The sequence below is a fragment of the Labrys sp. 22185 genome, assembly GCF_052045555.1.
Lineage (GTDB): Bacteria > Pseudomonadota > Alphaproteobacteria > Rhizobiales > Labraceae > Labrys > Labrys neptuniae.
Window position 1 is genome coordinate 19355 of sequence record NZ_JBQEPH010000033.1, and the last position, 24966, is coordinate 44320.

Below are 24966 nucleotides of genomic sequence, written 5' to 3' on the forward strand. Positions count from 1 at the left end.
ATGGGATCGGCTCGCCTCGGCATTCTCGCATCTCAGTCGGCGGATGTCCGGACATTCGACTATATCGTCGTCGGCGGCGGCTCCACCGGCTGCGTCGTCGCCTCCCGCCTGTCGGGAGACCCGGATCTGGACATCCTGCTTCTGGAAGAAGGGCCGCGCGACCGCAGCCCCTACATCCATATTCCCGGTGCCTATTACAAGACGGCGCAAGGCTCGTTGCTCAAGCGAATCGCCTGGGAGCCGACATCGGAGCAGGGACAGCCCCAAAATCCGACCATGGTGCAGGCACGGGTGCTGGGCGGCGGCAGTTCCGTCAATGCTATGATCTATATCCGGGGTGTTCCGGGCGATTATGAGCGGTGGGCTGCCATGGGGGCGACAGGCTGGGGCTATGCCGACGTGCTGCCTTATTTCAAGCGTGCCGAGGACAACAACCGGTTCTGCAACCACGTGCATGGTGTGGGTGGCCCGCTCGGTGTTTCCGACATCGACCATATCCATCCGCTGACGCGCGCCTGGCTTCAGGCCTGCCAGCAGGCGGGGTTGCCCTATAATTCCGACTTCAATTCGGGCGATCCGGCGGGATGCGGATTTTATCAGATTACTGCCCGCAACGGACGGCGCAGTTCTGCCGCCACCGCCTATATCGAGCCGGCCCGCCGGCGTCGCAACCTTCGGGTCCTTACGGAAACGGCCGTGACGCGCGTGATCATCGAGAGAGGCCGCGCGGTCGGTGTCGAATGCATCCAGGGCGCCACCCGATGCGTCTACCAGGCACGCAGGGAGGTCATCCTCTCAAGCGGTGCGATAGCCACGCCCAAGCTTCTGATGCTGTCGGGGATCGGTCCGGCCGCGCAGCTCTCGCGCCATGGCATCGGTATTCATGCCGACCTGCCGGGCGTTGGCCAAAATCTCCAGGACCACATCGAGATTTCGCTGATTTATCAGCTCAACGGTCCGCACAGCTATGACAAATACAAAAAACTGCACTGGAAGGCCCTGGCGGGCTTGAACTATGCCCTGTTCCGCCATGGACCGGCCGCTTCCAACCTCATTGAAGGCGGCGCCTTCTGGTGGGGCGACAAGAGCCAGGCGACGCCGGACATCCAATATTTCATGGTCGTCGGCGCCGGCATCGAGGAAGGTGTCGAGGCGGTGCCCGGCGGCAATGGCTGCACCGTCAATCTCGGTCAGATCCGGCCTCGCTCGAGAGGGGAGGTGACGCTCGCCAGCGCCGATTTCGCCGACAACCTGCGGGTCGCGCCGCGTTATTTCTCCGATCCCTATGATCTCGACGCCCTCACGGATGGGACGATGGCCGCTCTCGACATCATGTCACAACCGGCCATCGCGAAGTATCTGGCGGCCAGGCACACGCCGTCACGCCAATTGACGGCTCGGGCCGATATCAGAGCCTTCTGCCAGCAAGAGGCCCATGCGGCGCTCCATCCTGCGGGAACCTGCCGTATGGGCGGGGATGAAATGGCTGTCGTCGACCCGCAACTGCGGGTCCGAGGAATCGAGGGATTGCGGGTGGCCGACGCTTCAATCATGCCGACCTTGATATCCGGCAATCCGAATGCGGTTTGCATCATGATCGGCGAGCGCGCCGCTGATATTTTGCGCGATCAGCAGTAGACGTTGTCGCTGGGCCAGGCTCAGGATTGAGCGCTGATGGCACCCCAGCCCAAGTGCTAGCTTCCTACGATTCGGGAGGCGAAGGTGTCGCTCAAGATTGAAGGCCGGGAAGCTCAGCAAGAAAAGGCGTTCTTTGTCGAAATCGGCTGAAGCTTAATCGCCTCAATCGTAGTTTATCGAGAGAAATCATGATTACTACCGCAGTGGCGTACTTGCGGCGTAAGAATTGGTTGCGGTCCCCGCAACCAATTCTGCCATAAATCAATAATCGTCCTGATCTGACCGTGAGGACGGTTTTTGCGTTTGCGCCGAAGCTGCCGTTGAATCCTTGAAAGCATCGTCAAAGCCCTGAAGTGGACACAGAGTACTCGACCCAACGATAGTGCCTTATTCGGCGGCAATCGCTGCGTGCGAGCTTATTTGCTCGCCCGCGGAAGTCTGCGAATGGAAGTCAATCGCAGTCGGCTTGATCCGGAACCACGCAGCATAGAGCGCTGGGAGGAACAGCAAGATGAGCACCGTGCCCGCCGCCGTGCCGCCGATCAGCGTGAAGGCCATCGACCCCCAGAAGACGGAATGCGTGAGGGGAATGAACGCCAGCACGGCTGCGAGTGCGGTTAGGATCACTGGTCTTGTGCGCTGCACCGTGGCCTCGATAACAGCGTGATAATCGTCGAGGCCAGCTGCCCGGTTCTCTTTGATCTGCTCGGTCAGGATCAGCGTGTTGCGCATCAGGATGCCCGCCAGCCCTATCAGCCCCAGGATCGCATTGAATCCAAAAGGTTGATTGAACGCCAGCAACATAGGCACGACACCTACAAGCCCGAGCGGTGCGGTCAACAACACCATGGCCATCATCGAGAAGGATCGCACCTGCAGCATGATGACAATCAACGTGGCGGCGATCATGACCGGGAAGACCTTGCCCAAGGCAACATTGGCCTTGGCAGCTTCCTCGATCGATCCGCCCATCTCGATGCGGTAGCCCGCCGGGAGTGACGCGATCAGCGGTTGAAGGGCCGACATGATGTGCTTGGATACCTCCGGAGGTTGGGTCGCCTCATTGATGTCGCAACGGATCGTAATGAGAGGCGTACGGTCGCGGCGTTTCAGGATCGGCTCTTCCAGACGGATTTCAGAGTGTCCGATCTGGCCAAGCGGGATCTGCCGGCCGTCCCGGCTCATCAATGAGAAATCCTGAAGGCGTGTCGGATCCAGGCGCTCGCCGCCGGAGCTACGCGCCACAATAGGGACATTGCGTATATCCTCGCGAACCTGGGTAACGGGGATGCCGGTGAGGAGGAACTGCAACTGCTGGCTCACCTCCGCCGGCGAGAGACCAATGAGGTTCAGACGATCCTGATCGGGAACAAAGCGAAGCACGGGCGTGCGATTGCCCCAGTCACGGTTAGCCTGCCTGACGTCCGGCACACTGCGCATGATATCGAGAGCTTTTTGGGAGATCCCGTACAGTTGCGCAGGATCGGGGCCCATCACCCGGAACTCGACCGGGAAAGGCGTATAGGGCCCGAACACGAGTTGAGTGACACGCGCATAGGCTTCGGGAGCAAGTCCTTGTGCTAGAGCCGCTCGGAGCCGATGCTTCAAAGCTTCACGCGCTTCAGCGTCTGGCGTCAGGACGACGATCTTTGCAAAGGCTGGGTCGGGCAATTCGGGCGCCATCGCAAAGAAGAAGCGCGGCGCGCCTTGCCCGACATAGCTTGTGACGATCTTGGCCTCGGGCTGGCTGTCCAGCCACTTCTCCAACTTTTTGACCGTGGCCGTCGTCGTCTCGATGCTCGTGCCTTCGGGCAGGCGTACCTCCACCAGCACTTCGGGACGATCGGATGTCGGGAAGAATTGCTGTTTGATGGCTCCCATGCCGACAACCGAGAGAGCGAAAGCAATGCCGACGATGGTGCTGGTGGCGAATTTGTGGCGCACTGCAAATGTGATGAGGCGCCGCAAGCGCCGATAGTTCGGCGTATCGTAGATCGCGTGATGTCCGCCTTCGATCGGCTTGAACGCCGGAAGCATCTTGACGCCGAGATAAGGGGTGAAGACGACTGCGATAATCCAGGAGACAATAAGGGCGAACCCAACAACCCAGAAGATGTTGCCGGCGTATTCCCCCGCCGTGGATCGGGCAAATCCCACCGGCAGGAAACCAGCTATGGTCACCAGTGTCCCGGAGAGCATGGGTGCAGCAGTGTGGCTCCAGGCATAAGCCGCCGCCTTGATGCGATCCATGCCCTCTTCCATTTTCACCACCATGACCTCGATGGCGATGATCGCATCGTCCACCAACAGACCAAGTGCAAGGATCAGTGCGCCCAAGGTGATGCGGTCGAAGAACCGGCCGGTTTCCAGCATGATAAGGAAGACAACAGCAAGCGTGAGCGGCACGGCAGCCGCCACGACGATGCCAACGCGCCAGCCGAGGCTGAGCAGGCTCACCAGCAGCACCACCCCTAGGGCCATCGCGAACTTCAGCATGAATTCGTCAACTGCCGAGGAGATGTTGACAGCCTGGTCGGTAACCTTTTCAAGCGTCAGCCCAAGCGGCATCGCCTGGGCGATTCCTGCGGACTTCGCCTCGAGCGCCTTGCCGAGCTCTAGTCCGTTCCATCCCTCCTGCATGACTGCTGAGAGCATGATGGTGGGTTCGCCCTGACGTCGGATAATGTAGGTGGGTGGGTCTTCGTATCCGCGGCGGACGTCGGCGATGTCGGAAAGCTTCAACGTTCGCCCTGCAGCAACGATCGGTGTATCGGCGATCGTCTTGACGCTGTCGTAGGCCCCATTGACCCTAATGAAAACCTGCGGACCCTGGGTACCGATGGAGCCCGCTGGAGTGACAGTGTTCTGTCGCTGCAAGGCAGTGACGATATCTTGGGCCGATACACCCAGAGTTGCCAGTTTGGGATAGGAGAACTCGACAAATATCTGCTCGGGGCGCTCACCAATGATGTTGATCTTCTTCACGCCGGGAACATGCAGGAGTTCCTGGCGGATGGTCTCGGCCTGCCTGGCCAGTTCGCGCATCGGAAGGCCTTTGGCCTTGAGCGCATAAAGGGCGAAACTCACGTCCGAATATTCGTCGTTGACGAACGGGCCGAGGGCGCCGGGCGGTAGATTGCGAGCCTCGTCTCCCAACTTCTTGCGGGCCTGATAGAATTCCTCCTGCACGATGGACGGAGGTGTGCTGTCCTTCAGTGTTACCGTCATATAGGCATAGCCGGGCCGCGTCGTCGTCTCGACACGGTCGTACCAGGTCAATTCCTGAAGCCGCTTCTCCAGCGGTTCGGCGACGAGGTCCTGCATCTCCCGTGCCGTGGCCCCGGGCCATGCGGTCGTGACGGTCAGGGTCTTGATGGTGAAATTGGGATCCTCCGCCCGTCCGAGCATGACGAAGGCATATGCGCCCGCAGCCACCAGCAGGAGAATGAAGAACAGGGTAACAGCCCGTTCACGCACTGCGATCGCGGAAAGATTGAACGACATCACCGGCTCCCGCTCTCAGACACGGTCTTGACGCGTGCGCCTTCCTGGAGGAGATGAGCCCCGAGGGAGACAACGGAGTCTCCCTCGTTCAGCCCGGAGATCATGGCCGTTTCGCTGCTCATGCGAACAAGGTGTATAGGGCGGAAATGCACAGTCGAAGTGGCTGGATCGAGTATCCAGACGCCGGTTTTGCTGCCGTCATCAAGCACGGCTCCAAGAGGAATCTGGCGCTGCGGCTGGTCCGCTTGGCTTGCGACTCGAATGGTAACTGTTGCGCCGAGCGGAGCTGTTGCGGCCTTGCCATCGAGCACATAGCGAGCCTCGTAAGTGCGGGTCTGCGGATCGGCGGAATCCGACAACTGGCGCAGATGCGCCGTGTAGGGATGTTCGTCGCTTCCAAAAAGAGTCGCCTCGGCTACAGAACCGATCGTAGGCCGCATCGTCTCGGGAAGGGCCACCACTGCTTCGCGAGGCCCGGCCACGGCAAGCCGAACGACAGGCTGGCCCGCGGAGACAACTTGACCTGGTTCCCCGAGTGTCTCGACGACCGTTCCATCGGCATCTGCGACCAGGACGGAATAGGTCGCCTCGTTTTCTGCGACCTTGGCATCCGCCTCGGCCGCGGCAACTTGTGCCTGGGCGGTATCGAGGGCTGCCTTGGCCTGGTCATAACGTTGCGGGGTCGCTGCCAGTCCGCTCTTCACCAATGTTGCATATCGCTTCTCGTCTGCGCTCGCCTGAACCAAGGCAGCCCGTGCTGCGGCAACAGCGTTGCGCTTTGCCGTCACTGCGAGGCGAAGATCCGTTTCGTCGATCCGCATCAACGGTTGGCCGGCCTTCACCTGTTCACCCGTATTAACCAGGCGTTCCAGGATTTTGCCGGGAACGCGAAAGCCGAGATTGCTCTGCACCCTGGCCCCGATGAGGCCGGTGAAGCTGCGCTCGTTTTCGACCGCGTTGCCTGCCCGTATCACTCTGACCAAAGGCGGTTCCTGTCTGGGGTCGCTTTCAGCCGAAGCTTCGTGGGGCCGCGCCAAAAGCACAACGAACCCGGCCACGCCCAATGCTGCGACCAGCGCACCTGCCCCAACCAGAACGGGCTTCAGTTTCATGTCCGTGGCCTCTTTGAAAGATAGATTGCGTTCGACCTCTATATCTGATATAGATTACGAATGCAATCTAAATACGAGGATCAGTGATGCGGGTAAGTCGCGTTCAGGCCGAGGAAAACCGCCAAGCCGTGATCAATGTGTCGGGCCGCCTTTTTCGCGAGCACGGCTTTGACGGCATCGGGCTCAAGGACTTGATGAAGGGAGCTGGCCTGACCCAGGGCGCCTTTTACAAGCAGTTTGCGTCGAAGGAAGACTTGGCGGCGCAGGCCTCCAAACGAGCGATGGAAAGCGCTGGGCAAAGATGGGCCGCCGCGGTTGCGGCAAATCCTGATGATCCGCTTGGCGCAGTGCTGGGCTTCTATCTCAGCATGGAGCACAGCCAGGAGAAGATGGACGGCTGTCCGATTGCCGCGCTGGGCTCTGATGCAGCAAGACAGGGCACAAGTGTGAAGGACTCGTTCGAAGCCGGAATTAAGACGCATCTTGAGGCGCTCGGCAGCATGCTTCCCGGGGCGGACGGCGAGCCAACGAACGGCAAGGCAATGGCCATTCTTTCGACAATGCTTGGCGCATTGACGCTATCGCGCGTGGTGAACGACCCTGAGCTTGCGCAGAGTTTTCTGACTTCGGCTGCGCATCATATCCGCGAGGCTGTCGCAACCTGAAATGACATTAGCCGCCGCTGACTCGGTTTAAATTAGACACGCACCAAGTGAAGCCATCCTGGCCTGGTCGATGAGCGGGCCACTGACGACTGCAAGCCGATGGGCTTCGGTCACATCCTTACACTGCCGCTCGCAAATCCGCTGCGACCTCACAACGTAGAGAAAGAAGCAAGAGTCCATGACCAAGACCAATCTTGGTGTCGCCGTGGTGACTGGCGCATCGACCGGCATCGGGCGTGCAACGGCAAATGCTCTGCGGCAAGCTGGCTTTCGCGTGTTCGGAACCAGCCGTCGGGAGGGCGCCAAAGACAATCTCGTGTCCTGGCGCGACTGGTTAGATTAGATGAGCGTGCGCGGCATCGCGACCGATCGTGGCCGCCGCTTTGACCGTTCCTTGATGTCGATTAGCGCTGCGGTCGACGGTGTTGGCTTGGGGCTTGAGAGCCGCCTCCTTGTCCAGCGTGAGGTGGAGACGGGGCGGCTCTTCCCGCCCTTCGGCATGACGGGACCGAGCCTCGTCTGCCACCACCTTCTCTTCCTCAGGTCGAAGGCACATATCCCCAAGATCAAGGCGTTCCGCGAATGGCTTGCCACTGAGCTCGCCAGAACTGTGATGTGAATCGAAAACTGTCACGCCGACATGGCTTCTTGTGAAGCCTTCAGAAGTTAAAACCCGAGGTCACCATGGATGTTGTCCTGCCCTGCGACTACAGTGGGGGAGGCGTGGTACCCTCAAAAAAATGGAGGAAGCAAAAGCTTTGGAGGCGCAGGCTTATCTTCATCTAAACCAGAAGCGGCTCAGTAGGCAATCTGGCCATCCGTGATCTTGGACTTTGGGCCCGACGCTTCCTGGCCTGGGAGATTCGGTGTCTTGTGATTAGCAACGGCGATCGGAAGCGAGATGGCCGCTCGGGTCGCCGAGCCGGCAAAATTGGCGAATCCTTCTATTCGATTGGCCAAGGCCGTTTGCTTAGGCTGTAACGACTGCCCTGCAAGTTGGCGCCCCAGCAAGCCTATGATTTTGGGGCTGTCAGCGAAGGCATTGTGACCGAGCGCGTCCTTCGACTCCAGACCGTTGGTATTGATCACGGTGATGTCGAGACGCTTAAGAATATCCGCATAAGGCGTCGGATCCGTACCCCCGACTCGATTGATCCCGCCCGAAAGCCAGCGAGACATCGCAAGAGCCTTATCGCTGGTTGAGGTGAATATCGTGAAGCGGGGGAGTTTCGGTCCCATTTCAACCATCTGACGGCGGAACACGTCAACGTCGATATCAGGGGACGCAAGAATGACATCGTTGACCTTTGCGGGAACACCCCCTTGGCGCATCGCGACACCACGCAGAGCCTCCATGGCCAGCCAGGTTCCCATGGAGTGTGCAACGATCGTGATCTCACCGACGTCTGGGCTCCTCGCCGCCTGAATGATCAAGTCTTCCAGCGCACGTCGTGAATAATTGGCGCTCTCCTTATCATAGAGGTAGTCGAAAACACTTCCACGAGACGGCCAGGTGAAGAGAATTGGCGCCGCAGTGATGCCCGCATCGTGCTTAAGCTGGGCGAAGCGAAACACCGCATCAGCATAGGTGTTGTTGAAGCCGTGAACGAAGATGACTGCTTGTCTCTTGGAATTGCGGTTTCCACGAAACCAATCAAGGACCTGCCGTTCGGATGCCACTTTCCGAACCCCGAGCACGGCAAATTCCCGTTCGGGATTTGCCAGGGAATGTCCAGGCCACTGTATCTCACCGATGTTGCGGCTGCGATCCGGCGGGATTGAGATTTTTATGCTGTCGAAGGAGATCGCCGTCCCGCGTTCGCCCGAGTAAAGCTGACCCGGATCCTGGACGGCCTGACGCGTGGTGACGACAAGCATGTTGACCTGGCTGGCATTGGGAGCTTTCGCCGATATGGGCCGAAGCACTGCTTCCGGCCGCGTCGCGCACCCGGCCAAAAGGCAAAGAAGTGCAGAGAACAACAACGCTCGTATCGATCGCAGATCTCGGATGGCGGCTTTGCCGCAGTTGTGCCCAGAGCAAGTCAGCCGAGAACTGGCAGCAATATAAAGGTCGGTCATCTCGGTCTGGCCCTGGCATCGAGGAGAGCGAGCCGGGACCCAGCCCCGGCGCCGCAGAGTTTTGCTAGGTCGCCGGAATCTGAGCGGGCAGCGTAACTGGCGGCTCAACCTGCCGTTTCGGCTCCTCGAAGCGAAACCAAGCGACATAGAGCGCCGGCAGGAACAGGAGCGTCAGTACCGTCCCCACGATGATACCCCCCATCATCGCGTAGGCCATCGGGCCCCAGAAGATCTCACGCGCGATCGGGATCAGCGCCAGACTGGCGGCGGCCGCGGTCAGCATGATCGGACGCATGCGATGCTCCGTCGCCTCCACCACTGCCGTCCAACCGTCCTTGCCCTCCCCGCGTAGCTGCTCGATCTGGATGACCAGGATGACAGAATTGCGGATCAAGATGCCGATCAGCGCCAATACGCCGAGGATGGCGACGAAGCCGAGTGGTGCTCCACTCGGGACGAGCGCCCCGACCACACCGATCAATCCCAGGGGCGCAACGACGACGACGAGGAAGAGACGTTGGAAACTCTGGAGCTGGATCATCAAGATCGTCGCCATGGCAAACAGCATGACCGGGATAATGGCGATGATGGGGGCCTGTCCCTTGGCACTCTCCTCGACGGACCCGCCCAGGGCGATGCCATAGCCGACCGGAAGCGAGCTGATAATCTCGCCTATCCGAGGAGTCAGCTGTTCGACGACAGTGGCCGGCTGAACGGAAGTATCGACCGCCGCCTTAACGGTAATCGTCGGCAATCGAGCGCGACGCCAGACCACGGGCTGCTCGGATTCGTAGCGGAAATTGGCGACCGCGGCGAGTGGAACTGACTTGCCTGCGCTCGTCTGAATTTGCAAATTCTGCAGGGTCTCAATGGAGGATCGCTCCCCGTCGCGGGCTCGGCCGATGACGTTCACCAGATAGATATTGTCGCGAACCTGCGTCGCGGCCGAACCGCCAACAATGCCGTTGAGTGCGGTGGCAATCGTCTCGGAGGTGATGCCAAGTTGTGCGGCCTTGTCCTGTAGGACGTCGACCTTCACCACGCGGCCGGGCTCGTTCCAGTCATAGACGATATCTCTGAGGTTGCTATTGGCGGAGAGCGTCGCCGCAACCTTCTGCGCCAGATTCCGCACGATTTGCAGGTCCGGGCCGCTGATGCGGTACTGGACCGGGCGACCGGCGGGAGGGCCGATGTCGAGCAGGTGGACATAGGCATCGGTGCCGACGAAGTCTCGTTTAATGATCGCCCGTAACTTCTCGTGCAGTCGATCGCGCGCCGCGATGTCTTTGGCCACGATGACGATCTGACCGAAGTTGGGACTGGAGGGCTGCACGTCATAGGACAGCACGAAGCGGATCGCGCCCTGACCGACATAGGAAGACCACTGCTCGGTATCAGGATCCCCTGCGAGGGCGAGCTTCTCGAAGCGATCCATTTGGGCACGCGTCTCGTTGATCGAAGCGTTCTGCGCGACGGTCCAGTCGATGATCAGCTCACGCCGATCGGACGATGGAAAAAACTGTTGCTGAACGAAGCGCATTCCTCCGACGGAGAGCCCAAATGCGAGTACCGTGGCGGCGATCGTGAGCCACTTCCAACGCACACAAAAGCGCAGCAGACTGCCGAACAGGCGGGTGAACCGACCAGACTCCCCGTGATGCTGCTTCATCGTCTTCGGGAGCAGTGTTACACCGAGAAGTGGAACGAACAGGACCGCGACAACCCACGACACCAACAGCGAGACTGCGATGACGACGAACAGCGTGAAGGTGAACTCGCCCGCCGCGCTGTTGTTCAGCCCGACAGGGATAAAGCTGGCGACTGTCACCAGCGTGCCGGTCAGCATGGGGAATGCCGTCGAGGTATAGACATACGTCGCAGCTTTGCGGAGAGTGTCGCCCACTTCCAGCCGCGCCACCATCATTTCGACCGCAATCATCGCGTCATCGACCAATAGGCCAAGGGCAATGATCAAAGCACCCAGGGAGATCCGCTGCAGCGAAATGCCGGCGAGCTCCATCGCCACGAAGGTAATGGCGAGTACGAGCGGAATCGTCACGGCCACCACCAGCCCCGCCCTCAAGCCAAGACTAATGAAGCTGACGACCAGCACGATCGCGACAGCCTCGAACAGTGCTTTGGTAAAACCGCCGACTGCCTCCTCGACGATGGCAGGCTGGTCAGAGACCTGATGCACGCCGATCCCGACCGGAAGCTCGGACTCGATCTTGGCCATTTGCTTCTTCAGGGTCTCGCCAAAATGAAGCAGATTGGTATTCGGTTTCATGCCGATCGCCAGCCCGATCGCCGGTTTTCCGCCGACCCGGAAAAGTGAGGTCGGCGGGTCGATGTAGCCGCGGCTGATGTTGGCAACGTCACCCAGGCGAAAGAAACGATCGTTGATTTGCAGGTTGATGCCTCGCAGGCTCTCTTCAGATGTGAACTGGCCACCGACACGCACACTGATCCGTTCGCCCTGAGCTTCGAGCGTACCCGAGGGGGCGATCACGTTTTGCGCGCGCAACCTGTCGACGATCAATTGCTGCGTCAGGCCAAGCGCCGCAATCTGACGTGTCGAAAATTCGAGATAGATGACCTCGTCCTGTGCTCCGATCAGATCGACCTTGCCGATGTCCGGCACCGCCAGGATCTTGGCACGAATGGCCTCGGCATAGTCTCGCAACTGGCGTTGGCTATAGCCGTCGGCGGTAAGGGCGTAGATGTTCCCATAGACATCGCCAAAGCTGTCATTGAATGTCGGGCCGACCACCCCATCGGGGAACTGGTCCTTGATATCGTCGACCATGTTACGAACCTTGACCCAGGTCGCGGGAATGTCCTTGGCTTTGGTCGTGTCCTTGAGATTGACGAAGATCGTTGTCATGCCCGGCGAGTTGAGGCTCTTGGCGTAGTCGAAGTTATCCAGTTCCTCGAGCTTCTTTTCGATCCGATCGGTGACTTGAGCGGACATGTCCCCGACGGTCGAACCGGGCCAGCGTGCCTGGATGATCATCGTCTTGATGGTGAAGTCAGGATCTTCCGCCCGGCCGAGGTTGAAATATGAGAGCAGCCCAGCGAGCGAGGCCACCAGCATGAAATACCAGACGAGGGAGCGGTGCCGGAGCGCCCATTCGGAAAGGTTGAAGCGCGTCACGGGGAGATCCTTTCATCAAACTCGACTTTTTGCCCTTCGGACAAGCTATTGACGCCAGCAGTCACGATCCGCGCGTTGGCCAGCGGTTGGCCCGCGACCTGCACTTTGGTTTTGTCTCGGCCCGTTACAGTGACAGGCACGGTGCGTACGGTTTTGTTCTGGGTGTCGAGCAGCCAGATGACGGTGACACCGCTGCGGTCGAGTACCGCGGAGGAGGGGATCTCGAACTCCTGCTGCGTCGTCGTTTGCCGTTTCGAGAAGACAGTGATCGTGGTGCCCAGCCGGAATGCATCGACGGTCTGATCGAGTGTGATCTTCACTCGGCGTGTGCGTGTCGACGGATCAGCCTGAGGCGCAATCTCGCGGAGTTTTCCGCTTGTCGTAACAGAGGAATCCGCCTGGAGCTGGATTGTAAATGACTGACCCTGCTTGAGACTTCTCGCCGTCTCATCAGGAACATCGACGACAGCTTCCCTTATATCGGTTCGGGCGATCGTCATGACTTTGTTGCCGGCAATCACGGTCTGACCGATCTGAGCATCCACGCTCGTGACGACGCCAGCCTCGTCCGCCGTCAGAATAGCGTAGCTGCGCTGCTCGCGGGCCTTGGCAAGGCTGGCCTGAGCCTGCTTCACGGTGGCGGCAGCCGCTTCACGCGACTGCTGAGCAGTGTCGAAATCGGCCTGGTTGGCGACGCGTTTGGCCAGCAAGGTGTTGATCCTGCTCTCCGCCGCGGAGGTGTTCGCGAGGGCAGCCTGCGCCTTGGCGAGGTCGGCCTCACTCGCCCGCACTGCAAGATCCAGCAATTGCGGGTCGATCTGCGCCAATATCTGGCCTCGGGATACGACGTCTCCGACCTCGACATTCCGGGAAATCAGACGACCAAGGACACGAAACCCCCGATCTGTTTGAAAGCGGGGCTGGATAGTGCCGGCGAACCCGATCGTTTGGTTCTCGAGAGGTTTGACCAGAATGGTGACGACGGGTCTTGGGGACGTAGGTGCCTGGGTATCTTCGCCGTTGGAGTTGCAACCCACCAACGTGCCGGCCAGGACGGCGGCCGTGACAAACAACAGAGCGGGTCTCATTTCGAGGCCTCCCCGTTGACCTGCCCTACCGGCATCAGCGGGGTCACCGTCTGGCCAGGATGAAGCAATTGTGTGCCGGCCGTCACCACGACGTCGCCGCTCTGCAGACCGTCTGCGACCAGGATCTCATCTGTTCGATAGCTATCGACGGAAATCGGCTTGATCGTCGCAACATGAGTTTGCGGATCGACCGTCCAAACGGCGGGATTACCGTTTTGAGTAAAGAACGCGCTTGATGGTAGAGCGAACACTTTGCCGGGTTGGAACCGACCTGTCCCTGTGACGGCGGTGCCGAGAGTCATCGCGGCGGGCGGAGCATCGATTGAAAATTTGACGCGCACGGTGCCGGTCGAAGGATCAACTGCAGGGGCCACCTCGCGGATATGGCCGATCGCGATGACTGTGGGATCGGATACCAGCGCAACCTCAATTGAGCCGTCGGCCGGTCGGTGAGATAAAAGTCCTTCATTGACCTCGAAGACAGCGTCGCGCTCCCCGTCGCGCGCGACGGTGAAGACCGACTGGGCTGCATCGACGACCTGCCCCGCCTCCGCACTTCGCGAGACCACGATGCCCGATGCGCTGGCGGTCAGCGTCGTGTAGGCAAGCTGTTCCCTGGCTGTCCCAAGATTTGAGCGAACGGCGTCGAGGGTCGCGCGAGCTGCTTGGAGAGCCTGCAGGGCATTGTCATAATTGCCCTGCGTCGTGAAACCATTGGCGAGCAGGGTCTGTTGCCGATCAAAGGCGGCGGTTGTCTGGCGCAAGGTCGCTTCAGCCGACTGAACGCCCGCCGTCGCGCTGGCGACGTCCGCCTCCTGCTCCTGCGGTTCCAGTTTCGCGAGCATCTGGCCGGCTTCGACATGATCGCCGATTTCGACAAAGCGTTCAGTGAGTCTGCCTGTGACGCGAAATGCAAGGTCGCTTTGAACACGCGCCTTTATTTCTCCAGTCAGGGCAACTGATTGGATTTTTTGCGACGCGGTCACGATCTGAGCCTGCACAGCAAGCGGCGTAGGTACGGGTGAACTTTCCTTGTCGCCGCATCCGCCCAATGCCAGGGCGAGCCCGCTCAGAAGGAAAGAGGTTGATTGTCGAGGGAAACGAAGCGGCCACCGCATCGGGCATCCATTCATCAAACTAAACTAAACCGTTCAGTTTTTTCATTTGCTGAATATGGCTGCTCGTGTCAAGTTCAAACTGAACGGTTCAGTTTTTTGGGGTATGAATGGCTATAAGTGCACCGCGGGCAAAGGAAGCAACGCAGGAAAAGGCGGGAGGTCGTGCGTCAACGCAGCGAGATCGCAAGATCGCGTCTATCCTGGCCGCTGCCCGTGAGCTGTTCCTGGATCACGGGTTCGATACGATCACGATGGATATGGTCGCACGACAGGCCCAGGTATCGAAGGCGACGCTCTACGCGCATTTTGCGAGCAAGGAGGAATTGTTCACTGCGGTCATGGTAGACGAAGCGAACTTGATATCTGCGGAAATATGGCAGATTGCGCCGGATAACGACGATGTTCGGAACGTCCTCAGGCATGTTGCGCAAAAGTTCGTCGAGATCTTTCTGTCGGAACGCGCCATGTTCTTGCGACGCGCCATTGTCGGGGTGGTGCCTCGATTCCCCTCGATCGGTGAGGCCATGTTCAATGCGGGACCTAAGGCCATGACAGAGCGTTTGGCGAAGTTCCTGACTGAGGCTCACCAAAAGGGCCTGCTTAACGTTCAGAATCCGGCTCTCGCCGCGAACCAATTCCTCAGCACTGTCCGAGGGGACCTCGACATTCGGGGTCTGCTACTGCCGGAGCTCGCTCCCAGCCGACGAGAGATAGACGCGCAGATCGAAGCAGGCATCGACCTATTCCTCCACTTTTATACCCTTGCCGAGAGGAGGTAGCCGCAGAACATCATCTGTGGCTCGAAATAAATGAGCGATAAATGGCGTTGATGTCGGGACCTCGCGATCGGTGTTCATGCCGTGGATGGCTGGTGGCGGAAGCCAGCAGCCGGGTGTGGGTGCTCCAGGCGTGCATGCCCTCGGCCGAACAGTTTTTCACGGAAGGTTCCTTCGGCATATTCATTCTTGAACACACCGCGCCGCTGAAGCTCCGGTACGACCAGATCGACGAAATCGACAAAGGTCTCCGGCATGACCGCATAGGAGATATTGAAGCCGTCGACGCCGGTGTCGCGGACCCATTCCTGCAGATTGTCGGCGATGGTTTCGGGGGTGCCGACGAGCATGGTGGTTGAGCCGCCGACGATGGTGCTTTGCGCCAGATCGCGTGCTGTCCAAACGCGTTTGTCGGGATTGTCCACCGTCAAGGCCTCGATGGCGGACCTGATGGCGTCGTTCTCGACATATTCCAGCGGTCTGTCGAGGCCATGGGCTGCCAAATCAATCCCGAGCCAGCCTGACAGCAATGCCAGCGCACCTTCGATGCTGCCATATTTAAGATACTCGTCATATTTCGTGTGGGCAGCAGCCTCGGTTTTGGCCACGATCACATTGAGTTCGACGAAGGCCTTTACGGAGGACGGGAGTCTGCCAGCGGCAACGGCGCGGCGGCGGATGTCGGCCACGCGAGAGGCGACGAGAGCCTTGGAGCGCCCGTTCAGGAAAACGCACTCGGCGTGCCTGGCTGCAAAATCGCGTCCCTTGCTTGAAGATCCCGCCTGAAAAAGCAGGGGTGTGCGTTGAGGGGATGGCTCGCTGAGGTGAATGGCATTGAGCTGATAATAGGGACCCTTGTGCAGGGCGGGCCGGACATGGTTCGGGTCGGCATAGATGCCTCGTGCTGTGTCCTTGACAACGGCAGCATCGTCCCAGGATCCTTCCCACAGCTTGTAGACGGCGTCCATGTAATCATGGGCTATGTCATAGCGGATGTCGTGCGAGACCTGTCGCTCATGGCCAGCGCCTCGGGCGGCGCTGTCGAGATAACCGGTCACGATGTTCCAGCCGATGCGGCCGCGGGTGAGGTGGTCGAGCGTCGACATGCGGCGGGCGAAAGTATAGGGCGGTTCGAAAGACAGAACGGCGGTCGAGGCAAAACAAAGATGGGTGGTGACGGCCGCCATTGCCGGGATCACCAGAAGCGCGTCGTTGACCGGTACTTGCGCCGCGTTGCGCAGCGCCGCTTCGGGGCCTCCGCCATAGACATCGTAGAGGCCCAGTACGTCGGCGAGAAATAGTCCGTCGATCAGGCCGCTTTCGAGCAATTTGGCAAGATCGGTCCAATATTCCAGTGTGTTGTAGTGTGTCGAGCGGTCGCGCGGGTGTGTCCAAAGCCCGGGTGAGAGATGCCCGGGGCAGTTCATCGCGAACGCATTGATGTGAATTTCAGAACTCATCGATCCTCACCTCGAGGATCATCGGCCGGTCGGCGAGCCGATGATCCCAGCTTCCAGCAGATTTAGTTGGCCTTGGGGATCCACGGGGCGGAGGCGACATCGCGGGCCAGAAACGCCGGAAGCTTTGCGACAAGGTCCTCTTCGTTCTTGATGTCGTTGTCGTGGAGTAATTGGCGGGTGATCAAGGTCGGGGAGCCATAGATTCTGTTCGTGTCGAGCTTCCCGGCAATCGAGAGCGCGAGCGCTCGGACCTGTACTTCTCCCAGCCCTCCCGCGCTCGTGGCGGCGGTTGCCACCCAGGGACCGGCGGGATCTCGGATCGCCTGGATATCGGAGGTGGAGACATCCACGCTGTAGATCTTGACCTGGTCGGACAGTCCCGCCTCAGTGACGGCGAGGGCGGCGCCTCGGGCAAACTCGTCATAGGGCGCTATGATCACGGTGATGTCCGGATTGGCGCGCAGAACCGCGGCGGTCTGGTTGGCTACCGAGGCCGCCGTCGTATCGTCGACCGTGCCCCATTGGGCGACCTGCTGCACGCCAGGATGCTTGGCCTTGAAAGCGGACCAGGCCTTGTCGCGACGATCGAGCGCGGGGAAGCCTTCCACATAGACATAGCCGGCCTTGAAATTCTCCCCGTTGTCTTTGAGTACTTGGTCGAGGACGAGATTGAGCTGGCGATCCTCATCCTGGTCGACGATCACGACCTCAGGCTCCGTGAGATAGATATTGCCCGCCACGATCTTGATGCCGTTGGCGAGAGCCTCCTTGACGACATCGTCGACGGCCTCGGCCTTTCCGCCGCTGACAATGATGCCCTGCACACCCAATGCGACGGCCTGGCGAATTTGTTCGCGCTGCTCGTCGGGCTTCTGACGGCCGGGAAATATCCGCAAGTCGATGCCCAGAGCCTTGGCCTGCCGGACGGCGCCGGCTTCGGCCGCCTCGAAATAGTCGCCCCCCGACAGATAGGCGACGAGCGCAATTTTGACACCGCCCTTGTCGAAAGGTGCGGGGGCGCCCGCAAGGCCATCCGCCCAGGCGGCCGATGCCGTAACAAGAACGCTTGCTGCAAGCGCAAGGCCTGCGGCGCGCAAGGTGCTGCGTAGCATCATCTTCGTCTCTCCTTGAATGATGTATCTCAGCTCGGCCGCTTGGTCAGGCCGAAGGTGACGGTCAAAGCGCCGATGAGGACCGCGCCTTTGATGAAATCCTGGAGGTAATAGGGAGCATTCAGCATTGTCAGGCCGTTGAGCAGGACGCCCACGAAGACGGCTCCGATGATGGTGCCGAAAATATTGGGGCGATTTACCCCCAAGACCGCATAGCCGATCAGCGCCGCCGCGACGGCATCGAGCATGAGGCCGTTGCCGGCGCTGACATCGCCACGCCCGATCCGGCCGGCAAGCAGGATGCCACCAAGGGATGCAATCGAGGATGAGAGGACATAGGCCAGGACGCGGTAGAGCTTGGTCGGAGCACCCGCCAGACGGGCTGCGATTTCGCTTCCCCCAACGGCATAGAAGACGCGTCCATATCGTGTCCGCTCCATCACGAACCACATCAGCAACGCAACGGTAGCCAGGACGACGACGGGAAGCGGGACGATCCCTTCAATCCTGTAGCGCCCAAGCGCAAGGAAGCTGTCGGGAAAGACGCCAGGTGCTCTCGTGCCGTCGAGCAGGGTCATACCCGGCGCGATCGAACGCCCACCGGTGGGGATGAGCTGCAGGCCGGCGAGCAGGAACAACGTGCCAAGCGTCGCCAGCAAATCGGGAATGCGAATGACCACGATGAGCAGGGCGTTGAACAGGCCGACGAGAACGCCGATGAGCAGGCACCCGGCAACGGCGACCTCGCTCGAACCGTTCAGCACGATGAGAATGTAGGCAGCCGCCATCTGGGAGAACGCCGCCAGCCCGCCGACCGAGACATCGAATCCGCCGACGATCGTCGAGATCGTGACGCCGACGCCGAGCAGGGCAACGATCGAGACGGCTTGCAGGATACTGAAAAGGTTGGCGACCCTGATGAAGGCAGGCTCTCGCACCGCAAAGATCACGATCATGGCGGCGAGGAGCAGGAAAATTCCCCATCGCACGGCGATGTCGCGAGCCGAGAGGCTTTGAGCACGGTCCGCGGGGGCAAGGGATGAGGTTGATGACATGAAGGAGAGGGCCTTAATTGGCGGGTAATGTCGGGGTTGAAGAAGTCGTGTTGGTGGAGGCGAGCAACAGGGTTGCTTCCTCCAGGCTGCCCGCGGCATCGCCTACGATGACGTTGTCGACGATGACCAGCACCCGGTCCGCCACTTCCAACGCTTCTTCCAGGTCATTGACGAACACGATCGTAGCCCTGTCGGCCGAGCGTGCCCGGATCGTGCGTATGATGTCCTCTCGAGCCCCGATGTCGACACCCTGGAACGGTTCGTCCAGGAGAAGGACTCGCGCGGTCTCGGCGTGCCAGCGTGCAAGCACGACCTTTTGCTGATTCCCGCCCGATAGCGCGCCGAGCGAGTCGAATGGACCGCCCGCCTTGATCCCGAAATCGCGGATCAGCCGTCGGGCCCTGTTCTGCTCGTGCTCGCGCTGAACCGTGCCGCGCTTGGACCAGGCCTTGAGAAAGGGAAAACTGATGGTTCCGGCGATGTTGGCGAAGGGCACCGTGCTAGGAAAAAACGAGGTACGCCAACGGTCTTCTCCGGCCAGGAAGACTCCCTTTGCGATCGATTCTGCCGGGCCGGACGGTGCAAAGGGCACGCCGTCGATCTCGACCTTGCCGCTTTCCAGGGGCCACAGCCCGAAGATTGCGCCGGCAAGGGTCGTCTTGCCGGCGCCCACCGGGCCGGTGATCGCAACGACTTCGCCTACGTGGGCGACCAGATCGAACGACGCGGTGGAGCGGCGGAGCCTTGCGTCCTCGAGACGCAGGACGATCTGGCGTTCTTTGGCCTCGGCAGATTTTGTCACATGGCGCGTTTGTCGACCAATCATCGCACCGATGGCCGCGCCATAGTCCACCGGGGCATGAAAACTCGCCGTGACGCGTCCGTCCCGCAGGACGATTACCCGGTCTGCCAGCCGGCGAAGATCACTGATCTTGTGCGAAATATAGAGGATCGCGACGTTTCGCCGACGCAAGCGCTCGATGACGTCGAAAAGACGCTCGGCTTCAGGTGCCGACAACGAGGCCGTCGGCTCATCCAGGATCAGGATCTTGGGCTGCAGGGCAACCGCCCGCGCTATTGCGACGAGCTGGCGTTCGGCAATCGACAGATCGTCCAGGCGCCGATCGAGGTCGACGTCGAAAGCGATGGCATCCGCAATGGCTTGCGCCGTCTGCCGGCCCTGCCGGCCACCCGTCACCAACGATCCCTCGTTGGCGCAGTACTGGTCGAGCAGCAGATTGTCGAGGACAGACAGGCTGGGAACCCCTGTTTCCGCGATGGTTTGGTGGACCGCCGCAATGCCCTCGTTCCGCGCTTGGGCGGGAGAGCCGAGCTTGACCCGTTTGCCGTCGATCAAGGTCGCTCCGGCATCAGGTTGGTGGATACCGCACAAGATCTTAACGAGCGTGGATTTGCCCGCGCCGTTGGCGCCCATCAACGCAACGATTTCGCCATGAGCAATCTCCAGATCGATGCCGTCGAGCGCGATCGTCGAACCGAAGCGCTTGGCCAGTTGCTGAACCAGGACTGCCGATGTCATGGGCTCTTGCCAGTTGGAAATGGGTTGTGCATCTTTAGTTCATATAATCCATAAAACAAATATATATTTGCGATCTCAAGGGAGAGAAACCTCCCTCCTTCGCGCCGTGCGGCAAGGCTCGGCTCGCGCCTTCCGCAGGCGCTTAAATTTAAATATATAAAATTTATGGATTTAATTGATTAAATGGGTTCGGCATGCCATCGTGAAGATGCCGCTGCGAGCATGTGGCACCTCAGTTGGAATTTTGTGATGGTCGATAGTCGAAGTTTCCACCCCTCCAGGCGGCAGGCCTTGCTCGGCGCCGTGGTCTTGGGAAGCATGGCAGTAGTGGGCCGGCCTGGACGTGGCGTTGCGGCGGGCACGAAGACGCTACGTTTGGCGACGGGCGAAGCCGACGGTGTGAAGGGAACGCTCGATCCGGCCTTTGGGAACAACGACAATGACGGCGCGCGAGCCAGCCTTGTCTATGAGCGCCTGGTCGTTCCCGACGAGGCCTTTGCAGCGCAGCCTCAACTGGCATTGAGCTGGAAGCCGGACGAGTCAGGCCAGGTGTGGACATTCGCCCTCCGCCAGGGCGTCAAATTCCAGGACGGCTCGCCGTTCACCGCCAATGATGTCGTCTTCACGTTCAAACGGTTGATCGACCCGAAAACAGCCTCGCCCGCCGCTGCGGTTCTCGGGCAGATCGATCCCGAGGGCATAAAGGCCCTGGACGATCATACGGTACAGTTCCGCCTGCGCGCGCCGGCGGTGGAGTTTCCTCTCCTGATTGCCAATCGCTTCACCTATATCGTTCGTGCGGGGCAGACCGCGGAGCAGCTGCGTACGGCCGGTATCGGTACCGGTCCTTTCCGGGTGGAGAAATTCGTCCCCGGCGAAGAGCCGAGCATATTCGCCCGCAGTGAGCATTATTGGCAGCCTGGGCGCCCCCTTCTCGATCGCGTTGAGCTGAGGGCGATCGCCGAACCCTCCTCACGCATCGCCGCTTTGCTTGCCGATCAGGTCGATGTCGTGGCCGAACTGCCGTCTTTGGGACTGCAGCGACTGGAAAACAGTCCGGACATCAAGATCCAGTCCGTCCGCACCTCGGCGTGGCAGGGGCTTGCCGTCTTCTCGGATGTGCCGCCGTTCAATGACGCAAGAGTGCGCAAGGCTCTCAAGCTGGTGGTCAATCGGGACCAATATCTGAGGGCTTTGGTGGGTGGACGGGGGGCCGTCGCCTATGACACGCCCATTCCGCCATGGCAGTCCTACGGCTTGCCGCAGGAGCCGCTCAAGCAGAATATTGCCGAGGCCAAGAGGCTGCTGGCAGAAGCAGGCCATCCCAATGGCCTCGATCTGGAGCTTCATACCTCGGCCGGCGACGTCGGCCTGAGCCAGACCGCAACCCTGTTCAAGGCGCAGGCCGCGGCGGCCGATATTCGCGTGACCATCATTCAGGCTCCCGCGGCCGACTATTGGACCAACATCTGGCTCAAGAAGCCGTTCGTGACCACGTCCTGGAACGGGCGTTCGACCGACGAGGCTCTGGCCTTGGAATTTCTGTCGAGTGCGCAGTGGAACGAGACCCATTGGCGCAACAATGAATTCGACGCGCTCGTCGCCCGGGCGCGCACGACGCTCGACGAGGCGCAAAGGACGCAGCTCTACCATCAGGCTCAGCGTCTGATTCAGGATGATGGCGGTGCCATCATCCTAGTCTACGCCGACACGGTCGGCGCGACCCGTGCAAATGTCAGTGGCTACAAGGTTCATCCCCAAAAGTTTCCCACCGACTTTTCCGGCGTCTCCATCGACGGGTGATGGCGCGATGGCACGGCTGTTCCTGCGCACGAATCCGCTAGGCCGACTGGTCGCGCGCAGGTTGGCGTTCGCAGTGCTCTCGCTGCTGGTGGTGGCGACAATCGTGTTCTGGGCGATCGACCTTCTGCCGGGTGACGCGGCTCAGCGCATCCTGGGTCGGGATGCGACGCCGGAGGCTCTGGATGCGCTCAGAATGCGTTTGCAGCTCAACGATCCGGCCCTGCTCCGCTATGTCAGATGGCTGGCGAGCCTCATCCAGGGGGATCTGGGGTCATCCCTGGCCGCGGGCAGGCCTGTTTTACCTTACGTTGCAGGCCATTTGGCAAATACCTTGCTTTTGGCTGGCGCTGCGCTGGCCATCCATATTCCCCTTAGCATCGGGCTGGGGCTGGTGGCGGCCAGTTCGCGGCGCGATGGTATCGCGGATACACTGATCGCGGCGTTTGTCCTGCTTGGCATGTCGGTACCTGAATTCGTGATCGGCATTGGTTTGGTCACTTGGCTTTCCACAGCGTGGAATTGGTTTCCGCCACTTGCACTGATCGACCAGGCTCACTCGATCGGGCAGTTGGCGAGGGTGCTGGCCTTGCCGGTGCTGACGCTGAATTGCCTCATGACGGCCTATGTCGTGCGGCAGACGCGCTCGTCGATGATCGAGATCATGCAGTCCGATTTCGTTCGGGCAGCGACGCTGCGCGGTCTTCCCAGAAGCCGCGTGCTGTTGCGCCATGCACTGCCCAGCGCGATCGGCCCGGCAGTCAATGCAATCGCTCTCAATGCGGGTTGGTTGATCGGCGGTATCGTCGTCGTGGAGGCTGTCTTCAATTATCCAGGCCTGGGCAGGCTGCTGGTCGAGGCGATCGGCAATCGCGATGTCCCCATGGTGCAGGGAGCGGCAATGGCCCTGTCCGCCGCCTATATCGTCATCAATCTCATCGCCGATGTCGTGACCGTTCTGTTCAACCCCAAACAGCGGACGGCATTGGCATGACGGAGTTGTCGACCCCGGCAGGTCTTGGTCCAGGGCAGATAGGGCGCAAGAAAGGATCAGTGCTCTCACAGGCCGCCCGCCTTCCCTGGACGGGATATTTCGCGCTTGTCGTTCTTCTCGGCTATGTCCTGGTCGCGTTTGCCGCCCCGCTGCTGGCGGCCCATTCGCCGACCGACGTCTTCATTGCCGGGCCGTTCGAACCACCATCGGCCGAGCTGTGGCTTGGAACGGACGCACTTGGACGCGATGTCGCCAGCCGGTTTCTCTATGGCGGCAGGACGGTGCTAGCAACGGCCGGCGGCGCAGCAGCCCTTGCCACCATTCTCGGAGGCCTCGTCGGGATTTTCTTCGGATTGCGCGGTGGCATCGTCGACGAGATCGCGATGCGGGTGCTCGAGATCATCATGAGCATTCCCTCGATCGTATTTGCTCTCCTCATCGTCGGACTGGCTGGCTCGGACCGCCCGACGATCATTCTCACCGTCGGTCTGCTTTCGGTTCCGAATGTGGCTCGGGTCCTTCGCGCTGCGACTTCGGCCTTCGTAGCCGAAGACTTCATTGCTGCCGCCAGGGCGAGAGGTGAGGGGATGCTGTCCATCAGCATCCGCGAATTGCTGCCCAATGTGCTTGGCACCGTGGTGGTCGAATTCTCGATACGGACCGGATTTGCGGTGCTGTTCATTGGCGGCCTGGGGTTCCTCGGCTTTGGCGTTGCCCCGCCGGCACCCGATTGGGGACTGATGATCAATGAAGGGCGCTCTTCGCTGGAATCGGCGATCTGGCCCGTACTCGCACCCGCGCTCGGCATAGCGGTGCTCGTCACCAGCGTGAATTTGCTGACGGACGCGCTCATGCGCGGCTTTGGTTCTCCTTCAATTCGAGGCGCAAACGCATGATCGCTCGCGGCGCTCCCTTGCTTCAGGTCAATTCGCTGCAGGTCGACTATCGGCGCGGCTCCGGCTGGCAGCGCGTCCTGCATGACGTCAATCTCCATATCGGGGTTGGCCAGATGATGGGCCTCGTCGGCGAGTCAGGCAGCGGCAAGTCGACCCTGGCCGCCCTGCTGCTCGGCGAACGTCGCGACGATCGGCGCATTGCGGCGGGCTTCATATCCTTTTGTGATGTCGACCTCTTCTCAGCGCCTTTGAGCGCAGTGAGCCGGCTGCGAGGCGCCAAGATCGCCTATCTGCCGCAAAATTACGGGGCGTCACTGACACCGACCATGCGTGTCGGTGCAATCTTCGCTGAGACCCTGAGATATCACGGGCCAAGGTCAAGCTCAGCGGCCAGGCGAGAGACGATCCTGGCCCTGCTGCGTGACGTCGGCCTCGTGGATGTCGAAACGGCGCTGACACGCTATCCCCACCAATTCAGCGGTGGGCAGCAGCAGCGTATTGCTCTGGCCTTGGCCATCAGTTGCCGGCCCCGGCTGCTCGTGCTCGACGAGCCGACGACCGGCCTCGACCCGATCATCCGGCGTTCGGTGGTGACGATGCTGCGCCGCCTTTGCCGTGCGCACGAGATGGCCATGCTTTTCGTCTCGCACGATCTGGCCACGGTTGCAGAGCTCTGCGAAGCGGTCGCCGTGATGCGAGCCGGACAGATCGTCGAGACCGGCACGGTGCGACAAGTCTTCGCAACGCCCCGCCATCCCTATACGCGTTCGCTGCTCGAAGCCCTTCCCCGGCTTGATCGAGACGACACGCAGGGGTCAGCGGCCCCTGCTAGCAAGGGCCGGAACGCGATCGGCAGGGGTGTCGAGATGTGTGATCTTGGCCAGGTGATCTGATGGGGGTGCCAATGCAATCCCCACTGGGGCAGACATCTCTGGTGACGCTCGAGGGCGTCACTCACATCTATGGCGCCAATGC

Annotated in this window: 18 protein-coding genes and 1 pseudogene; 9 read left to right on the forward strand and 10 right to left on the reverse strand. The window is 60.5% G+C overall.

What is annotated here, in order from left to right; translation table 11 throughout:
• Entirely contained in the window at positions 1-1638 is a 1638-nt protein-coding gene (locus ACTJKX_RS32510) for a GMC family oxidoreductase (RefSeq protein ID WP_440727779.1), read from the forward strand.
• Between the two features lie 387 nt (positions 1639-2025).
• Here ACTJKX_RS32510 and ACTJKX_RS32515 read toward each other — a convergent pair whose 3' ends face one another.
• Together ACTJKX_RS32515 and ACTJKX_RS32520 are read right to left on the reverse strand one after the other, a co-directional pair.
• Complete coding sequence (locus tag ACTJKX_RS32515; protein ID WP_440727780.1) at positions 2026-5142, reverse strand: efflux RND transporter permease subunit; 3117 nt, start codon at positions 5140-5142, stop codon at positions 2026-2028.
• On the reverse strand, positions 5142-6254 hold the full coding sequence (locus ACTJKX_RS32520; RefSeq protein ID WP_440727781.1) for an efflux RND transporter periplasmic adaptor subunit: 1113 nt from the start codon (positions 6252-6254) through the stop codon (positions 5142-5144). The genes ACTJKX_RS32515 and ACTJKX_RS32520 overlap by 1 nt, the downstream gene beginning before the upstream one ends.
• An 86-nt stretch (positions 6255-6340) precedes the next feature.
• On the opposite strand from ACTJKX_RS32520, the gene ACTJKX_RS32525 reads away from it, so the two are divergent.
• The 3 genes and pseudogenes from ACTJKX_RS32525 to ACTJKX_RS32535 all read left to right on the forward strand — a co-directional run bounded on the left by ACTJKX_RS32525 (position 6341) and on the right by ACTJKX_RS32535 (position 7538).
• On the forward strand, positions 6341-6919 hold the full coding sequence (locus ACTJKX_RS32525; protein WP_440727782.1) for a TetR/AcrR family transcriptional regulator: 579 nt from the start codon (positions 6341-6343) through the stop codon (positions 6917-6919).
• 178 nt (positions 6920-7097) lie between these two features.
• Positions 7098-7226 (forward strand): annotated as a pseudogene (locus ACTJKX_RS32530) (SDR family NAD(P)-dependent oxidoreductase); the annotation flags it as partial.
• Between the two features lie 36 nt (positions 7227-7262).
• Positions 7263-7538: a LysR substrate-binding domain-containing protein gene (locus ACTJKX_RS32535; RefSeq protein ID WP_394315390.1), complete on the forward strand. Its 276-nt coding sequence runs from the start codon at positions 7263-7265 to the stop codon at positions 7536-7538.
• Positions 7539-7717: 179 nt separating this feature from the next.
• On the opposite strand, the gene ACTJKX_RS32540 is transcribed toward ACTJKX_RS32535, so the two are convergent.
• The 4 genes from ACTJKX_RS32540 to ACTJKX_RS32555 all read right to left on the reverse strand — a co-directional run bounded on the left by ACTJKX_RS32540 (position 7718) and on the right by ACTJKX_RS32555 (position 14358).
• Positions 7718-8998 carry an alpha/beta hydrolase gene (locus ACTJKX_RS32540; protein WP_440727783.1) on the reverse strand — a complete coding sequence of 427 codons (1281 nt, stop codon included), beginning with the start codon at positions 8996-8998 and terminating at the stop codon, positions 7718-7720.
• 64 nt (positions 8999-9062) lie between these two features.
• The gene (locus tag ACTJKX_RS32545; protein WP_440727784.1) at positions 9063-12152 is read right to left on the reverse strand and encodes an efflux RND transporter permease subunit; all 3090 of its coding nucleotides are present in this window, start codon (positions 12150-12152) and stop codon (positions 9063-9065) included.
• Complete coding sequence (locus ACTJKX_RS32550) at positions 12149-13240, reverse strand: efflux RND transporter periplasmic adaptor subunit (RefSeq protein ID WP_394315387.1); 1092 nt, start codon at positions 13238-13240, stop codon at positions 12149-12151. The genes ACTJKX_RS32545 and ACTJKX_RS32550 overlap by 4 nt, the downstream gene beginning before the upstream one ends.
• The gene (locus ACTJKX_RS32555; protein ID WP_440727785.1) at positions 13237-14358 is read right to left on the reverse strand and encodes an efflux RND transporter periplasmic adaptor subunit; all 1122 of its coding nucleotides are present in this window, start codon (positions 14356-14358) and stop codon (positions 13237-13239) included. The genes ACTJKX_RS32550 and ACTJKX_RS32555 overlap by 4 nt, the downstream gene beginning before the upstream one ends.
• 107 nt (positions 14359-14465) lie before the next feature.
• On the opposite strand from ACTJKX_RS32555, the gene ACTJKX_RS32560 reads away from it, so the two are divergent.
• Complete coding sequence (locus ACTJKX_RS32560) at positions 14466-15137, forward strand: TetR/AcrR family transcriptional regulator (RefSeq protein ID WP_440727786.1); 672 nt, start codon at positions 14466-14468, stop codon at positions 15135-15137.
• A gap of 74 nt (positions 15138-15211) precedes the next feature.
• On the opposite strand, the gene ACTJKX_RS32565 is transcribed toward ACTJKX_RS32560, so the two are convergent.
• The 4 genes from ACTJKX_RS32565 to ACTJKX_RS32580 all read right to left on the reverse strand — a co-directional run bounded on the left by ACTJKX_RS32565 (position 15212) and on the right by ACTJKX_RS32580 (position 20301).
• Positions 15212-16594: an LLM class flavin-dependent oxidoreductase gene (locus ACTJKX_RS32565; RefSeq protein WP_440727787.1), complete on the reverse strand. Its 1383-nt coding sequence runs from the start codon at positions 16592-16594 to the stop codon at positions 15212-15214.
• 62 nt (positions 16595-16656) lie between these two features.
• Positions 16657-17706, reverse strand: coding sequence for a substrate-binding domain-containing protein (locus ACTJKX_RS32570; protein ID WP_440727804.1), 1050 nt, complete (start codon positions 17704-17706; stop codon positions 16657-16659).
• A gap of 29 nt (positions 17707-17735) precedes the next feature.
• Entirely contained in the window at positions 17736-18761 is a 1026-nt protein-coding gene (locus ACTJKX_RS32575) for an ABC transporter permease (RefSeq protein ID WP_149249146.1), read from the reverse strand.
• Between the two features lie 13 nt (positions 18762-18774).
• A complete protein-coding gene (locus tag ACTJKX_RS32580; RefSeq protein ID WP_440727788.1) occupies positions 18775-20301 on the reverse strand; it encodes a sugar ABC transporter ATP-binding protein in 1527 nt (508 codons plus the stop codon).
• A gap of 249 nt (positions 20302-20550) precedes the next feature.
• On the opposite strand from ACTJKX_RS32580, the gene ACTJKX_RS32585 reads away from it, so the two are divergent.
• From ACTJKX_RS32585 to ACTJKX_RS32600, 4 genes are read left to right on the forward strand one after another with little or no spacing between them, the layout of a single operon-like run.
• The gene (locus ACTJKX_RS32585) at positions 20551-22104 is read left to right on the forward strand and encodes an ABC transporter substrate-binding protein (RefSeq protein WP_440727789.1); all 1554 of its coding nucleotides are present in this window, start codon (positions 20551-20553) and stop codon (positions 22102-22104) included.
• A 7-nt stretch (positions 22105-22111) separates the two neighbouring features.
• Positions 22112-23095: an ABC transporter permease gene (locus ACTJKX_RS32590; protein WP_187829433.1), complete on the forward strand. Its 984-nt coding sequence runs from the start codon at positions 22112-22114 to the stop codon at positions 23093-23095.
• Positions 23092-23991, forward strand: coding sequence for an ABC transporter permease (locus ACTJKX_RS32595; protein ID WP_440727790.1), 900 nt, complete (start codon positions 23092-23094; stop codon positions 23989-23991). The genes ACTJKX_RS32590 and ACTJKX_RS32595 overlap by 4 nt, the downstream gene beginning before the upstream one ends.
• A complete protein-coding gene (locus tag ACTJKX_RS32600) occupies positions 23988-24884 on the forward strand; it encodes an ABC transporter ATP-binding protein (RefSeq protein WP_440727791.1) in 897 nt (298 codons plus the stop codon). Before ACTJKX_RS32595 ends, ACTJKX_RS32600 begins: the two co-directional genes overlap by 4 nt.
• Positions 24885-24966 lie beyond the last annotated feature (82 nt).